We start from the raw sequence: 15,379 nt of genomic DNA, 5'->3' as shown, positions 1-15,379 counted from the left end.
CCCGCTTGACCCTGTTGCCGCGTCCGAACCGTGCCCGCGGGCAGTCGCTGGCGCGCAGCGGGTGTCTTTCGGATCTTGCCGGGTTCGCGCGCCGGAATGCGCAAGACTCTCAAGGGCTTGAGGATCGATGAATGGCTGGATCCGCGGCTACGTATGAACGGGCGCGGACATTGGATTTTCCGACGGATCTCCAGGAGCACACGCATGAGTGGAACAGCCCAGATCGGTGTCACGGGACTCGCGGTGATGGGCCGCAATCTCGCCCGTAACTTCGCCCGCAACGGCTTCACGGTCGCCGTCCACAACCGGACGGCGGCAAAGACCCGGGCGCTGGTCGAGGAGTTCGGTGACGAGGGCGCGTTCGTGCCCGCCGAGACGGCCGAGGAGTTCGTGGCGGCGCTGGAGCGCCCGCGCCGTCTGGTGATCATGGTCAAGGCCGGTGATCCCACGGACGCGGTGATTCAGGAGTTCGCGCCGCTGCTGGAGGAGGGCGACGTCATCATCGACGGCGGCAACGCCCACTTCGCCGACACCCGCCGCCGCGAGAAGGAAATGCGGGAGCGGGGCATCCACTTCGTGGGCGTGGGCATCTCGGGCGGCGAGGAGGGCGCGCTGCACGGGCCGAGCATCATGCCGGGCGGCTCGTCCGAGTCGTACGCCTCGCTCGGGCCGCTCCTCGAGCGGATCGCGGCGAAGGCGCACGACGGCCAGCCGTGCGTGGCGCACATCGGCCCGGACGGCGCGGGCCACTTCGTGAAGATGGTGCACAACGGCATCGAGTACGCCGACATGCAGCTGATCGCCGAGGCGTATCACCTGCTGCGGGCGGTCGCCGGCTACTCCCCCGCGCAGATCGCGGAGACCTTCCGCACCTGGAACACCGGGCGGCTCGACTCGTATCTGATCGAGATCACGGCGGAGGTGCTGGCCCACACGGACGCGGCGACCGGAAAGCCGTTCGTCGACATCGTCGCGGACCAGGCCGAGCAGAAGGGCACGGGCCGATGGACCGTGCAGATCGCCCTCGATCTCGGCGTGCCGGTCTCCGGGATCGCGGAGGCGGTCTTCGCCCGCTCGGTCTCCGGCCATGCGCCGCTGCGCGACGCCTCGCGCGGACTGCCGGGGCCGACGCCGCAGCCGCTGGGCTCCGAGGAGGCGGCGCGGTTCGCCGAACGGGTCGAGCAGGCGCTGTACGCCTCCAAGATCGTGTCGTACACGCAGGGCTTCCACCAGATCCAGGCGGGCAGCGAGGCGTACGACTGGGACATCGACCTCGGTTCGGTGTCCTCGATCTGGCGGGAGGGCTGCATCATCCGCGCGGTGTTCCTGGACCGGATCCGCGGCGCGTACGACACGCAGCGCGACCTGCCGAGTCTGCTGTCGGACAAGCAGTTCGCGGCGGAGATCGGCACGGCACAGGACGACTGGCGCGAGGTGGTCGCGACGGCCGCCCGGCAGGGCGTGCCGACGCCGGGCTTCTCGGCGGCGCTCGCGTACTACGACGCCCTGCGCGCCGAGCGGCTGCCGGCGGCGCTCACTCAGGGCCAGCGCGACTTCTTCGGCGCGCACACCTACCGGCGGACCGACCGGGAGGGTTCGTTCCACACCCTCTGGGGCGGTGACCGCTCGGAGGTGAGCGGCGGCTGATCTAGACCGGGCCCGGCTGAGGCTCCGGCTCGGGCGACGGCTCAGGTCCTGGGCCAGGGCCCGGTCCGGGGCCCGGCGGCTGCGGAATGGGGTCGGGCGCGGGGCCCGGCGGTGGCGAAGGAGTGGGCACCGGCCCGGGCAGCGGGCCCGGGTCCGGTCCTGGCGGCCCCGGCGACGGGATCGGCGAAGGCGGTACGGGTGGCTGGGTCATGCCGGACCTCCAGTGGCGCGTAGGTCGTGCGTTCCCAATGTCTCCCGGTGCGCGTGCCCACGCGCGCCGGATCCACGCGTCAGGATCCGGCTGCGACTGCCTCCGCGGCCGCCTCGACGGCCGCCCGCAGCCCGGGCCGCGGGCTGGACAGGACCGGCACGGCGGTGGTCGTACGGTCGGCGGCGTCCGTCATGGACGCCTGGGCCAACACGATGACATCGGCCTCGCGCACGGTGTCGACCGCGGCGGCAACCGCGTCGAGATAGCCGTCGCGGTCACCGGCCTCCAGACGCTCCCAGGCGCCTTCGACGAACAGGGTCCGCAGGTCGACTGCGCGGCCCGCGGCCTCTTCACGGATCAGCGCGGCCGTCGGCTCGAAGGTGCTGCGCACGGTCGCGACCACCACGACCCGGTCGCAGGCGGCCGCCGCCGCTGCCATCGGCCGGTCGACCCGCAGGACCGGTACGCCGAGTTCCACCGCGGCCGCCTCGGCGACGCCGCCGACGGAGGAGCAGGTGCACAGCACCGCGCTCGCACCTTCGGCGACCGCTCCGGCGAGTACGGCGGCGACATCCGCGGCGACGGCCTGCGGGCCCTCCGCCATGGCCCGGGCGAGCAGGTCCTCGTGGACGAGGTGCCGCAGCGTGACGCCCGGGTGGTCCTGGTCGCGCAGGGCGTCGAAGACCGGGACATGGAGCGGTGAGGTGTGCAGCAGCGTCAGCACGGCCGTCACCAGAGCCGCGGGTCGGCCTTGAGCTGCTCCTCGGCAGCCCTGACCAGTTCGGCGGGCGCCTCGGGAGCCTCGTCCGGGTGCCGCTCGGCCCACTTGGCGGCGTACGGGCACAACGGCACGACGGGCACGCCCTCGCGCGCGGCCATGGCGTAGAACTCCCGCACCAGCGCGCCCGCGACACCCTTGCCCTCGTGTTCCCGCTCGACGACGGTGTGCACGGCGACGAGCGCGGCGGGCGTCGCGTCGAGCGTGAAGTAGGCGATGCGTCCGGCGACGTCGCCGTCCTCGTACGCCTCCAGCAGGCCGTCCGCTCTGTTGTCGCGGATCTCCAGCTCTGACATGCGGGCTTCTCCTCGCTTCGGGCGGCGGGCCGAATTGTCAGACTACGGCGTGCGGACTGCGTGCCGTACGGCTGCCGGGCACGGGCTCGGACAGGTCCGAGCCCAGGTCGACGATCCGGTTCGCCGCGTCGACATGCACGACGCTCGGCACGAGCGACCGTGCCTCGGCGTCGTCGACCTGGGCGTAGCTGATCAGGATGACGAGATCGCCGGGGTGCACGAGATGGGCGGCTGCGCCGTTGATGCCGATGACTCCCGAGCCGCGTGCGCCTTCGATGACATAGGTCTCCAGCCGGGCGCCGTTGGTGATGTCGACGATGTGCACCAGCTCGCCGGGCAGCAGATCGGCGGCCTCCATCAGCTCCGCGTCGACGGTGACGGACCCGACGTAGTGCAGGTCGGCCTCGGTCACGGTGGCCCGGTGGATCTTGGACTTGAACATGGTGCGCTGCACGGCGTCACACTCCTGTGAACAAAGGGTCGCGCCCCCGTGCGGGGTGCACGCCAACACCGGACAGAGTACGCCGCGCCGCTGCGCCCGTACGGGTGAGCCGGGACACCTGATCAACTGGCCGGATCCGTGCGGTAGATTTTGCGCGCCCTTGACCAGCACCATCTCATCGACACGGAGACCGCCCCCTCAATGAGCGACATCGTCAACGGACTTGGCCGCGCGAGCGCGTACGGCGCACTCGGTGTGGTCCTCCTGATCCTCGGCATAGTCCTGATCGACCTGCTGACGCCCGGCAAGCTCGGCCGACAGATCTGGGAGGACCGCAACCGCAACGCCGCGCTGCTGCTGAGCTCCGCGCTGCTGGGCATCGGCGGGATCGTGTTCACCTCGATCTGGACCACGTACGACAACTTCGGCAAGGGCCTTGTCTCCACCGCCGCGTTCGGACTGCTGGGCCTGCTGATGATGGGTGTGGCGTTCCTGGTGGTGGACCTCGTCACGCCGGGCAAGCTCGGGGCGACCCTGGTGGAGCCGGAGCCGCATCCGGCAGTGTGGGTGACGGCGTCCTGCAATCTGGCGGTGTCGGCGATCGTCTCGGCGTCCATCGCCTGAGACCCCTGGGTTCCTACGACGCGTCGTGGAACACCAGACCCAGGGTGTGCCGCCGGCCCGACCGGACCGCGCTCACTCCGTGCCGTACCGGCGACGCCGACCAGCCGCGCTTGGCGAGGACCGGGCGGTCACGGGTGGTGAAGATCAACGCATGCCCCTGCTTGAGCAGGGTCGCGGTGCCGCGTGACTGCGCCCGGGGCCGCTGCTCGACCAGCAGGAACTCGCCACCCGTGTAGTCCGCTTCGGGCTCGTCCAGGCCGATCACGACCTGCAGCGGGAAGACGGCGTCGCCGAACAGGTCACGGTGCAGGGCGTTCCAGTCGCCCGTGCCGTACCGCAGCAGGATCTGGGCGGGCCTGGTCTGTCCGGCCTCGTGGCACATCGCCAGCCAGTCCTCCAGCCGGTCGGGCCACGGTGCGGGGCGGTCGAGCCGGGCGGCCCAGTCGCGGGCGATCGGCAGCAGACGCGGATAGAACGCGGCCCGCAACTGCCGTACGGCGTCCGGGAGCGGGTCGGCGAAGTAGCGGTACTCGCCGGAGCCGAAGCGGTAGCGGGCCATGTCGACGGTGGACCGGAAGCGTTCCGTGTCGTCGTACAGCGCCGCGATCGACCGGCACGCGCCCGGGTCGAGGATCCGCGGGGTGAGCGCGCAGCCGTACTCGTCGATCTCCTCGGCGAGCTCCTTCCACTCGACGTCGGTCATCGGCAGCGTCGTCTTCACCGTCTTCGCGGGCATCGCGGTCGTCGCCTTCCGGGTCATGGCATGTTCCAGAAGTGGTGCATGGCGTACGAACTCCAGGGCCGCCAGCCTTCGGTGCCGGCCGTGCTCGCGCCCGCGCGGCGCATCGCGGCCTGCACGGCCACATCCCCGGTCAGCAGCACATCAGGGTCGCCGAGGCCGCGCATGCGGACATAGCCGGCCGTCCAGGGTCCGATGCCGGGCAGCGCGAGGAGCTGCCGCTCGGTCTCGTCGCGGTCGGCGCCGGGGTCGAGCACCACCGATCCGTCGGCGAGTGCGGCCGTCAGCGTACGGAGCGTGGCGCGCCGGGCTTCGGGCATGCCGAGCTCGTCGAGTGCCGCATCGGCGAGGGTGTCCGGCTCGGGGAACAGATGGGTGAGGCCGCCGCTGGGCTCGCACAGCGGCTGTCCGTACGCCGCGATCAGCGCGTTGCCGAGCTTGCGTCCCGCCGCCACGGAGACCTGTTGGCCCAGCACCGCTCGTACGGCCAGTTCGTGCGGGTCGGGCGTGCCCGGGGCGCGCAGGCCGGGTCGGGCGGCTACGAGCGGGGCCAACACCGGGTCGGCGCCGAGGCGTTCGGCGACGGCGCACGGGTCGGCGTCCAGGTCGAACAGCCGGCGCATCCGTTGTGTGGCCGTGGTCAGATCGCGCAGGTCGTTGAGGTGCAGCCGGCAGTCCAGCCAGCCGCCCGCTCCCGGCCGTTCGCCGACCTCGGCGATGCCAGGCCCGCCGGGCAGCCGCAGGGTGCGCCGGTAGACGCGGGAGCCGCGTTCGCCGACGATCTCCTCGATGCCGGTGAGGGCGCGGGCGGCGAGATGGCCGAAGATCTCGGCGGCGGCGTACTGACCGCGGTGGGCCAGTCGCAGCGGCACGCCCGCGGTGCCGTTCTCCGTGGCGACAGGGCCGAATCGGGTACGGCTCCCGGGCCGGGCGGAGCGCAGTTCGCTCGGCGTCGCGGCGTAGATCTCGCGGATGGTGTCGTTGAACTGCCGCACGCTCGCGAATCCGGCGGCGAAGGCGATCTCCGCGGCCTGCATGGTGGTGGTCTGCAGCAGTACGCGGGCGGTGTGGCCGCGCTGGGCCCGGGCGAGCGCGATGGGCCCGGCGCCGAGTTCGGCGGTCAGCTGGCGCTGCACCTGGCGGGCGCTGTAGCCCAGCCTGCTGGCGAGGCCCGCGACACCCTCGCGATCGACGACTCCGTCGCCGATCAGCCGCACGGCCCGGCCCACGACGTCGGCGCGGGCGTTCCACTCGGCGGAGCCCGGCACGGCGTCGGGGCGGCAGCGGCGGCAGGCGCGGTAGCCCGCGCCCTGGGCCGCGGCGGCCGTCGGGTAGAAGGTCACGTTCCGGCGCTTGGGCGTGATCGCGGGGCAACTGGGCCGGCAGTAGATTCCGGTGGTGGAGACGGCGAAGAAGAAGACTCCGTCGAACCGGGCGTCCCTGCTGCTCACCGCCTCGTATCTGCTGTCGTACCGGGTGTCCTCGATGGTCATACGGCCAGTATGGGCACCGTCCAGGAGCCGGGGCTGGCGGAAATCGGACGTGGAGTTCGGCCCGTCTTTTCGGCTAGCCCAGGGTGATCAACACGGGTCCGCCGCCGGCGTCGGCCGCTGCGATCCAGTCGGCGCGCAGACGCAGCGGACGGCCGGGCAGCGCGGGCCGCAGCAGGCGCGACCGATGCAGCACCCGGCTGTTCTGCCGCACGACGAGTCGAGGCAGGGCCAGCGGCTCGGCCGTACGCAGCATGAAGCGGCCCAGCATCGGCAGTGGACCGCGCGGGTCGATCCGGTTCGGCGCCGCCCACAGCAGCGGTCCTTCGGCCTGGACAGCAAGCCCGGGGCCGGGCCACGCCTCTCCCGCGAGATGCCGCAGCACATGGTCCGCCGCGCACCGGCCCTCCTCGGCCGCGACCGAGGCCCGCTCGGCGCCGTGCAGCAGATTGCCGGCGGCGAAGACACCGGGCTCGGCGGTGCGGAAGGCGGTGTCGATCGCCGGTCCGCGGGTGCCCTCGTCCAGCGGGATGCCGCCGCGCCTGGCCAGTTCGTGGTCCGGGATCCAGTCGCCGGTGAAGACGATCGTGTCGCAGCGGACGGTGGTGGTTCTGCCGTCCCGGTGCCGCAGCCGGACTCCGGTCAGTCGGCCGCGTCCGATCAGCTCGGTGACGTCGGTCCTGGTCAGGACCGGAACCTGGCGGCGCAGCGACGGCAACGACAGGCGCGGCTGTTCGGTGACGACCGCGACGGTCTCGACGCCACCGGCGTGCAGGGTGCGTACGGCGGAGAAGGCGACGGGTTCCGCGCCGACGACGACCGCGCGGCTGCCGACCCGCTGCCCGTGGAGGTGGACAGCCTGCTGGAGTTCGCCGGTGGTCAGCACACCGGCGGGCCGGGTGCCGGGCACCAGCCGGGCGCTGCGCGGGCGTTCGCGGGCGCCGGTGGCGAGGACGACGGCCCGCGCGGTGATGCGTTCCAGGCCCGTGGGCCCTGTGGTGTCCAGGGTGCGCGGGCCCGCCCAGCCGGTGGCCGTGACACCGGAGCGCAGCTCGGCTCCGACGCGAACGGCCTCGTCGACGAGGTGACGCGCGTACTGCGGGCCGGTCGTCGGGCGGCGCCGCTCCCGCCGTCCGAAGCCGCCGTGGCAGCAGTGACGCGGAATGCCGCCCGGCTGCTGCTCCCGTTCGAGGATCTCGACCCGGCCCGCTCCCGCTGCGGCAAGGCGGGCGGCCGCGGCCAGTCCGGCCGGTCCCGCGCCCACGACAAGGACGTCGACCGCACGCTCCGGCCGGCTCATCGGCGTGCCTCGAAGAGCTCGCGCACCGCGGGCCCGCAGTAGAAGCCCTGGCAGCGGCCGCCGCGTGCCCGGGTGCGCCGCCGCAATCCGTCGAGCGAGCCGGGTGGGACCGTGCTGTCGAGTGCGTCGCGGATCTCGCCGTGCGAGACCCGCTCGCAGTGGCAGACGAGCGTGCCGTACGCGGGGTCGGCGGCGATGAGCTCGGCCCGCTGGTAGGGCCTCGGCGACAACTCGCCGATGTTCGGCATGCGTACGGGCTCAAGCTCGCGCGCCGGTCCGAGGTCGAGACCGGAGTCCGCGAGGAGAACGGCGACATGGGCGGCGATGGCCATGGAGGCGGTCAGTCCGGTGGACCGGATGCCGCCGACCGTGATGTACCGCTGCCGTGGATGGGCCCGGATGCGGTAGTCGTCGTGCTCGGTGGCGGCACGCAGGCCCGCGTAGACGGCGGTCACCTCCTCGGTCACCAGCTCGGGCACGATCCGCCGGCCCTTCTCGAGGAGGCCGGCCAGTCCTTCGGCGGTCGATCCGGTGGCCTGCTTGTCGTCGAGGTCTTCGGCCGTCGGGCCGAGCATCACATTGCCGTACACGGTCGGTGAGACGAGGACGCCCTTGCCGAGCGCGGTCGGCACCGGCAGCAGGATGTGACGGACGAGATCGCGGGCGAACTTGTCGAAGACGATCAGCTGGCCGCGGCGCGGAGTGACGGTGAAGTCGTCGTGGCCGAGCCGACGGTCGAGTTCGTCGGCGTGCAGTCCGGCGGCGTTGACGAGATAGCGGGTACGCAACAGGCCCCGCCCGGTGGCCAGTTCATGATGGGTGCCGCTGGTGACGCTTTCCACGGGGCAGTTCAGATGCAGGTCGACTCCGGCGCGTACGGCCTGGGTGGCGTAGGCCAGCGTCGTGGTCCACGGACAGATGATGCTCTCGCCCGGGACGTCCAGTGCGCCGAGCGCGCCGGGGCCGAGGTGCGGTTCACGGCGGCGTACTTCGTCGGCGTCGATCAGCCGCGCGTCGTGGTAGCCGTTGCGTTCGGCCTTGGCGGCGAGCGCCGGGAGCGCGGCGAGCTGTTCCTGGTTCCAGGCGACAAGCAGCGCGCCGAGTGGTTCGAGCGGGATCCCGGCCTCTTCGGCGTAGGCGGCGAGTCTGCGCTGTCCTTCGCGTACGAGCCGGGATTCGAGTGAGCCGGGCACCGCGTCGAAACCGGTGTGCAGGATGGCGGTGTTGGCCTTGGACGTGCCGTTGCCGACATCGTCGGACCCGTCCACGAGTGCGGTGCGCAGCCGGTGGCGGGCGAGTTCGCGGGCGATCGCCGACCCGACCACTCCGGCGCCGACGACGATCACATCGTGCATGGTCTGCGGCAGCTGCCCCGAGGTCGTGACGCTCATGGTGCTCCTGGTGCCGGCGGCGTGCGGTCCAGCAGTGCGGCGACCTCGGCGCGGAAGCGCCCGAGCCGTTCGGCCGCCTCGGCGGCACTGATCCGCGGCTCGTAGACCGCGGACGGCTCCCAGGCGGGAATCGCCTGCTCGGGGCTGAGGCTCTGGTCCATGCCGAGCCGTGCGACGGCCCCGACGCCGAGCGCGGTGACATCCGGCAGCGCCGAGACCTCGACGGGCAGTTGGAGCAGATCCGCCTGCGTCTGCATGAGCAGGGACGAGCGGGTCAGACCGCCGTCGACCCGCAGTCCCGTCAGCGGCCGGCCGAGATCGGCCGCGACCGCGTCGGTGAGCGAGACGACCTGCGCGGCGATGCCTTCGCACAGCGCCCGCACCAGATGACCGGGGCCGGTGTCGAGTCCGAGGCCGGTCAGCGAGCCGCGCAGATCGCCGCGCCACCACGGCGCGGCGAGCCCGGCGAGCGCCGGTACGAACGTGACGCCGCCGCTGTCCGGCACGGCGGAGCCGACCGGGTCCAGGTCTGCGGCGCCGGAGATCACGCCGAGGTCGCTGAGCCAGCGCACGGCGGAAGCGGCCGTGTAGACCTGACCGTCGAGGCAGTAGCTGGTCCGTCCGCCGAGCCTCCAGGCGACGCAGCTGACGAGTCCGCTGGTGGTACGGCGTGGGCTGGACCCGGTCTGGGCGAGCAGGAACGCACCCGTGCCATAGGTGCACTTGGCGGTGCCCGGTTCGGTGACGCTCTGGGCGAGCAGCGCCGCCTGCTGGTCGACGAGGAGTCCGGTCAGCGGAATGCCGTCGCCGAAGGCGGTGGTGATGCCGACCGGGCCGTCCGCGTCGACGACCTCCGGCAGCCGCTCGTCGCCCAGCCCGAAGATGTCGAGGGCCTCGGGCGACCAGGCCACCCGGTCGAGGTCGAGGAGCTGGGTACGTCCGGCGGTCGCCGCATCGGTGACATACGCGCCGGTCAGCCGGTGGATCAGCCAGGCGTCGCTGGTGGTGACGACGCCTTCGCGGGTGAGTTCCCGGCGTATCCATGCCATTTTGGGCGCGGCGAAGTAGGGATCGAGAGGCAGACCGGTCAGCCGGGTCAGTTCGTCGGCGTGCGGGGCGAGTTCGGCGCAGAGCGGCTCGGCCCGCCGGTCCTGCCAGACGATCGCGTCGGTCAGCGGCTCGCCGCTGACCGGGTCCCAGGCCAGTACCGTCTCGCCCTGATTGGCGAGGCCGACGGCGGCGACGGGCTCGGCCGCCTCGGCCAGGGCCTGGCGTCCGGCGTCGACGACCGAACTCAGCAGGGCCCTTGGGTCGACCTCCACTCTTCCGCCGGGGCCGTAGCGCGGGCTCACCGATGCGGAGCCGGAGCCGATCACACCGCGCTCCGGGCAGATGACCAGGGCCTTTGTCCCGGAGGTGCCTTGGTCGACGGCAAGCACAGGGCCTGGCATCGGCTACCTCGCTGTCCGGTAAAACCTTGATCGTTGACGAGAGAAGCCTGGAGCAGGCCGGGGCCTTCGTCAAGGGACAGCCTGAACGATCGCTTTTGGCTGACACTTCATCAACTTCTTGTCGATATCGAACAGTTGAGTAAGATCGGCGCGACCATCTGGAAGCGGAACTCTCCTTCCGCAGCCGGTACGACCCTCCACCGCCAGCAGAGGACCGCATGATCCCGGTGTACCACCCGGCGGGCCACGACAGTGAGCTGCGGACTGCCATGCAGGACTTACGCACGGGTCGCTGGCTGTCGATGCGCAATCTGCTGGCCGCCACCTCCGACTGGGGCGTGTGGACCCAGCGGACACAGGTGCTCGCGGCGGTGGCCGCCGGATCCGATGCCGTGCAGGCCTGGCGCTCGGAGGAGCCCCGGTCGCTCGCCGCGACCGTGATGCACGGCAGGGTCACCGTCGAGCGGGTGCTCCGGGCCCATCGCGAGGGCCATCGGCGCACCAAGGAGTTATGGCACGAGGCCTGGGAGGCCTGCCGGATCGCCGCACATCAGTCGCCCGACGATCCGGTGCCGTGGGTCTGTCTGCTGGCGCTGGCCCAGCTCGACGAGAACCAGCGGATGGACGAGCACCGGGCGGTGCCGCCCGGGCCGATGCTGTTTCCCGGGCCGTGGGGACTGCTGGCGGAGGCCGACAAACGCGACCCGTACAACCGCGAGGCGTACCACCGGATGCTCCAGTTCGTCTACGCCCGAAGATCCGGCGGTCAGCTCTCCGAAGCGTTCAACTTCGTTCAGTGGGCGGCCACTTCCGCACCCGGCGGCTCGGCCGTGCTGGCGCTTCCGCTGTATGTACGCGTGGAGCGCTATCGCCGCGACAAGGGCCATGAGCGGGCGCTGGATCTGCACTGGGTGACGGACGACGCGGCGAGGGAGTCGCTGCGCGCGCTGCACGGCTGGTTCGACGAGGTGGATCCGGCCCGGTGCTCACTTCTGGATCTCAACCATCTGGCCCACGCCCTGTGGGGGTCGGACCAGTTCGCCGACGCCGCCCGGGTGTTCACGGCGCTGGGCCCGTACTACACCTCACCGCCGTGGTCGTACCGGACCCAGAGCCCGGGCGACACAGGACTGGCGCAAGAGCTGTTCCTCCGTGCCCGCAGCCGATGTCTCGCCGCCGCGGGCGACGCGGACGGCTGACGCCGGACCTCGATCCATCGCACTGCACCACTCCCCTGTCCGCCCAGTGCATCTTCCTTTCCCCGGAGGTATTTCGATGTCCATATCCCCGCCGAGGTTCTCGAGTTCCGACCCGGCGCTCCCCAAGGACGAGGAGGAACGGCTGCGGGAACTCGGCTATCAGCCCGTTCTGGCGCGCCGCATGGGAGGCTTCGGCAATTTCGCCATCAGCTTCTCCGTCATCTCCATCCTCTCCGGCTGTATGACGCTGTACGGCTTCGGCATGAACACCGGCGGACCCGCGGTGATGCTGTGGGGCTGGGCGGGCGTCGGCCTGTTCGTGCTCTGCGTCGGCATGGCGCTCGCCGAGGTCACCAGCGCCTATCCGACGTCCGGCGCGCTGTACTACATGGCGGACCGGCTCGGCGGCCGCAAGTGGGGCTGGTACACGGGCTGGCTGAATCTGCTGGGCCTGCTGGGCGCGATCGCCGGCATCGACTACGGCTGCGCGCTGTTCACCGGCGCGTTCATGAATCTGCAGTGGGGCTTCGATCCCACACCCGGCTCCACAATGATCATCTTCATGTGCATTCTGCTGGTGCACGCCACCTTGAATCTGTTCGGCGTACGGCTGGTCAGTGTGCTCAACTCGGTGAGCGTGTGGTGGCACCTGGGCGGTGTCGCGCTGATCGTCGGCGCGCTCGCGATCGTGCCGTCCGACCACCAGTCCCCGGAGTTCGTCTTCACCGAGTTCGTCAACGGCACGGGCTGGGAGAACCCCATCTATGTGGCGGCGATCGGCCTGCTGCTGGCCCAGTACACCTTCTCCGGCTATGACGCGTCGGCGCATCTGTCGGAGGAGACCTCCAATGCCTCCGTATCCGCAGCGCGTGGCATCGTGCGTTCCATCTGGGTCTCCTGGATCGCCGGTTTCGCGCTGCTCGCGGGGCTGACCTTCGCCATCCAGGACTACGCGGGCACGCAGGAGACATCGACCGGCGTGCCGCCGGCGCAGATCCTGCTCGATGCGCTCGGCACCGGAGGCGCGTCCGCGCTGCTGCTGGTGGTCATCGTGGCGCAGCTGTTCTGCGGCAACGCCGAGGTCGCCGCGGCCAGCCGCATGGTCTTCGCGTTCAGCCGGGACAACGCGCTGCCCGGCTCGGCCCTGTGGCGCAAGGTCAGCAGCCGCACCCAGACCCCGGTCCCGGCGGTGTGGCTGTCGGTGGGCTTCGCCTGTCTGCTGGCGGTGCCGTCGCTGTACTCCACGACCGCGTACGGCGCGGTGACCGCGATCAATGTCATCGGCATCACTCCGGCGTATGCCATCCCGGTCTATCTGCGGCTGCGCGCCGGGGACCGGTTCGAGCCGGGTCCGTGGAACCTGGGCCGCTGGAGCAAGCCGATCGGCTGGATCGCGGTGGTGTGGGTGGCCGGTGTGACCGTGCTGTTCTGTCTGCCGCAGTCGAACCCGGTGACGGTCGACACGATGAACTACGCCTCGGTCGCATTGGTCACCGTGCTGGTACTGGCGACGGTGTGGTGGTTCGTGGCGCGCCGCTCGTACGGCACACCGCAGGCGTACGGCTCCGCGCGTGAGCAGGCGGAGATCGCCGACCAGATCGTCTGAGACACGCAGGAGAGCGGTTCGGGGCCCGTCCGTTGACGGGCCCCGAACCGTTTTCGTCAGTCCTTCGCGGGCCTGCCCGTGACCTTGAGGTCGCGCAGGCTGCCGACATTGTCGAAGGAGCCGAAGCCGACCCGGCCCGCGCCGAGGGTCTTGTCCACGGCGGTCATCAGCGGATGCCCGGACCCGTCGACATAGACCGCGATCTCTCCGCTGTCGGCGCAGTGCACCACGCGTACGTCGTGCCAGGCGGCGTCGGCGATCGCGGGCGGCGCTCCGGTGGAGCCGTTCCACTGGTGGTCCAGCCGGAGCCGGTCGGCGTCGTTGACCACGAAGATGCCGTTGTGCGGGTAGATGGTGTTGTCGGACGAGAGATGGGCGTAGTAGAACTTCGTGTCCGACTGGTGGCCGAAGACGAGGATCACGTCCCGGTTGCTGATCTCGACCGGTGTGTCGAGGCGGACTTCGGCGTCGATCCGCACGGAGCCGAACCGCGGCCCGGCGGTGAGCACCGCGTACTCGAACGGCCTGCGCGGGCCCGGACGAGCCACGCCGGCCTCGGCGAGGGTCACCTGGCCGGGCGGGAAGCGCCACTTGGCGGGCGTCACCGGCGCCCAGTTCTTCGCCGCCGTGACATGGCCGATCGTCGTGCCGCTGGTACGGCAGTCGGCGAACCGGCGGGTCCCGGTGACCTTCCAGATCTTCCCGTTGGCTTTGGACAGCAGATAGAGCTCGCCGCGGGCGTCCTGGCCGAAGCGCAGGTCGACGCGGGTGTCACCGGCCAGTTCAGGCATGGTGAGGCGGTTGCCGGCACGGTCGAAGAGCATCAGCCGGTAGGTGTCGGCGAGTTGGCCCGAGCCGCGGCGCATCTCGCTCGTCTCGGCGTAGAGCAGCCGGCCGTCGACGAGATCGCCGTAGAGGTACTTGCCGCGCAGCGCCGGAGCGTTGTGGCCGCGGTAGACGAAGCCGCCGACGACGGCACGGCCGAGGTCGGACTTGCAGTTCCAGCCGGCGGGCGGGTCGTGGTCGTAAGCGGCGACTGGATAGAGGTAGCCGTACTTGGCGTCGTCCTCGGGCAGTTCCAGCAGCCGGTCGCAGGGGTTGGCCGCGGTCTTGTCGTAGACGAAGGACCCTTCGCGCTCGCTCCAGCCGAGATTGTCGCCTGCCCGCACCTCGTAGACGCCTTCGACGGCGTGCTCGCCGATGTGTCCGAGGTACATCCGGTGCGGCCGGGCGGAGTCCCAGCTGAAACGGTGCGGGTCGCGCATCCCGTACGCGTAGATCTCGCCGAGCGCGCCGGCCTTGCCGACGAACGGATTGGACGCCGGGATGCCGTACTCGCCGTTGGCGCCGGACCGCCCGCGCGGATCGATGCGCAGGATCTTGCCGTGCGGCAGGCTCAGATCCTGCGGTTCGGTGTTGTTCACGCCTTGAGCGCCGTCGCCCGCGGCGACGTAGAGCAGGCCGTAGTCCCGGTCGCCGGGCCGGGCTGTCGGGTTGAAGTCGATCTGCTGGATGCCGTGGCCGCCGCCGGCGAATCCGATGCGCAGCACCTCGCGGCGGTTGCCGCCGAAGGTGCCGGAGGCCGGGTCGTCGGCCGTCCACTCCGTGATCACACCGTGGTAGTTGGTGGTCGCCTGCTGGACGAAGTCCGGCTGTGCGGTGGTGGCGGAGGCCTTCTCGGTGTGGACGGTGTAGAAGCGGCCGGTGCGGCGGAAGTCGGGTGCGAAGGTGACGAAGCCGAGGCCCGAGCCCATGCCGCTGCTGGCGAAGAAGGCGGGGCCGACGGTCTGGGCGACGTCGAGATAGACCTTGGGCTGTCCGCGCTCGACGAGATAGAGCCTGCCGTTGAGGTCGGGGACGGCCATCCGCCCGGAGCGGTCGGGCAGTTCGCTCAGGAAGTTGATCCGGGCGTGGCGCTTCAGGCGCGGATCGGTGACCGGTCCGGGCACGGGTTCGGTCTTGGGGAAGGCGGCGTACTCCTCGACGACCAGGCCCAGACCGGACTCGATCGGCTGCTGCGGGATCGGGTCATGGACCGGTGCGCCGGTTTCCGCGGCCCTCGCGGTGTACGGCGTGGCCGCCAGCGCGGAGACCAGCAGGGCGAGAGCCAACAGGGCGATGAGAACGGGTGAGCGACGGCGCGACGTGCTGCTGAGTGGGGCCGGCAACGCTGGTCTCCTTAGGCGGGGAGGAAGCGAGGACTCA

At 71.2% G+C, this 15,379-nt stretch carries 13 protein-coding genes; 4 read left to right on the top strand and 9 right to left on the bottom strand.

Annotated elements, in window-relative coordinates; translation table 11 throughout:
• Nucleotides 1-204: 204 nt before the first annotated feature.
• Entirely contained in the window at nt 205-1,647 is a 1,443-nt protein-coding gene (gndA, locus tag ACH4YL_RS12210) for an NADP-dependent phosphogluconate dehydrogenase (protein ID WP_398507181.1), read from the top strand.
• Nucleotides 1,648-1,937: 290 nt separating this feature from the next.
• On the opposite strand, the gene ACH4YL_RS12205 is transcribed toward gndA, so the two are convergent.
• The 3 genes from ACH4YL_RS12205 to panD are packed head-to-tail and all read right to left on the bottom strand — an operon-like array spanning nt 1,938 to nt 3,386.
• Nucleotides 1,938-2,582 carry an aspartate/glutamate racemase family protein gene (locus ACH4YL_RS12205; RefSeq protein ID WP_398507180.1) on the bottom strand — a complete coding sequence of 215 codons (645 nt, stop codon included), beginning with the start codon at nt 2,580-2,582 and terminating at the stop codon, nt 1,938-1,940.
• A 5-nt stretch (nt 2,583-2,587) separates the two neighbouring features.
• Complete coding sequence (locus ACH4YL_RS12200) at nt 2,588-2,932, bottom strand: GNAT family N-acetyltransferase (protein WP_398507179.1); 345 nt, start codon at nt 2,930-2,932, stop codon at nt 2,588-2,590.
• Nucleotides 2,933-2,969: 37 nt separating this feature from the next.
• Nucleotides 2,970-3,386 (bottom strand): aspartate 1-decarboxylase, encoded by a 417-nt coding sequence (panD, locus tag ACH4YL_RS12195; protein WP_398507178.1) that lies wholly within the window; start codon nt 3,384-3,386, stop codon nt 2,970-2,972.
• A 189-nt stretch (nt 3,387-3,575) separates the two neighbouring features.
• On the opposite strand from panD, the gene ACH4YL_RS12190 reads away from it, so the two are divergent.
• Nucleotides 3,576-3,998 carry a DUF350 domain-containing protein gene (locus tag ACH4YL_RS12190; RefSeq protein ID WP_398507177.1) on the top strand — a complete coding sequence of 141 codons (423 nt, stop codon included), beginning with the start codon at nt 3,576-3,578 and terminating at the stop codon, nt 3,996-3,998.
• 13 nt (nt 3,999-4,011) lie between these two features.
• Here ACH4YL_RS12190 and ACH4YL_RS12185 read toward each other — a convergent pair whose 3' ends face one another.
• The 5 genes from ACH4YL_RS12185 to ACH4YL_RS12165 form a co-directional block, all read right to left on the bottom strand.
• Nucleotides 4,012-4,701, bottom strand: a complete 690-nt coding sequence (locus ACH4YL_RS12185; RefSeq protein ID WP_398507340.1) for a 2OG-Fe(II) oxygenase — start codon at nt 4,699-4,701, stop codon at nt 4,012-4,014.
• 53 nt (nt 4,702-4,754) lie between these two features.
• Entirely contained in the window at nt 4,755-6,230 is a 1,476-nt protein-coding gene (locus tag ACH4YL_RS12180) for an AlkA N-terminal domain-containing protein (RefSeq protein ID WP_398507176.1), read from the bottom strand.
• Nucleotides 6,231-6,303: 73 nt separating this feature from the next.
• The gene (locus ACH4YL_RS12175; RefSeq protein ID WP_398507175.1) at nt 6,304-7,527 is read right to left on the bottom strand and encodes an NAD(P)/FAD-dependent oxidoreductase; all 1,224 of its coding nucleotides are present in this window, start codon (nt 7,525-7,527) and stop codon (nt 6,304-6,306) included.
• A complete protein-coding gene (locus tag ACH4YL_RS12170) occupies nt 7,524-8,918 on the bottom strand; it encodes an FAD-dependent oxidoreductase (RefSeq protein ID WP_398507174.1) in 1,395 nt (464 codons plus the stop codon). The genes ACH4YL_RS12175 and ACH4YL_RS12170 overlap by 4 nt, the downstream gene beginning before the upstream one ends.
• Nucleotides 8,915-10,369: an FGGY family carbohydrate kinase gene (locus tag ACH4YL_RS12165; RefSeq protein WP_398507173.1), complete on the bottom strand. Its 1,455-nt coding sequence runs from the start codon at nt 10,367-10,369 to the stop codon at nt 8,915-8,917. Before ACH4YL_RS12165 ends, ACH4YL_RS12170 begins: the two co-directional genes overlap by 4 nt.
• A gap of 218 nt (nt 10,370-10,587) precedes the next feature.
• Between ACH4YL_RS12165 and ACH4YL_RS12160 the strand changes: the two genes are divergently transcribed.
• Nucleotides 10,588-11,568, top strand: a complete 981-nt coding sequence (locus ACH4YL_RS12160; RefSeq protein ID WP_398507172.1) for a hypothetical protein — start codon at nt 10,588-10,590, stop codon at nt 11,566-11,568.
• Between the two features lie 76 nt (nt 11,569-11,644).
• Nucleotides 11,645-13,174: an amino acid permease gene (locus ACH4YL_RS12155; RefSeq protein WP_398507171.1), complete on the top strand. Its 1,530-nt coding sequence runs from the start codon at nt 11,645-11,647 to the stop codon at nt 13,172-13,174.
• A gap of 56 nt (nt 13,175-13,230) precedes the next feature.
• Here ACH4YL_RS12155 and ACH4YL_RS12150 read toward each other — a convergent pair whose 3' ends face one another.
• On the bottom strand, nt 13,231-15,342 hold the full coding sequence (locus ACH4YL_RS12150) for a PQQ-dependent sugar dehydrogenase (protein ID WP_398507170.1): 2,112 nt from the start codon (nt 15,340-15,342) through the stop codon (nt 13,231-13,233).
• Nucleotides 15,343-15,379 lie beyond the last annotated feature (37 nt).

The sequence above is a fragment of the Streptomyces sp. NPDC020681 genome, from assembly GCF_044334895.1.
Taxonomy (GTDB): Bacteria; Actinomycetota; Actinomycetes; order Streptomycetales; family Streptomycetaceae; genus Streptomyces.
The sequence above is the reverse complement of the archived record's forward strand: the minus strand, read 5'-3'. Positions and strand labels throughout refer to the sequence as shown.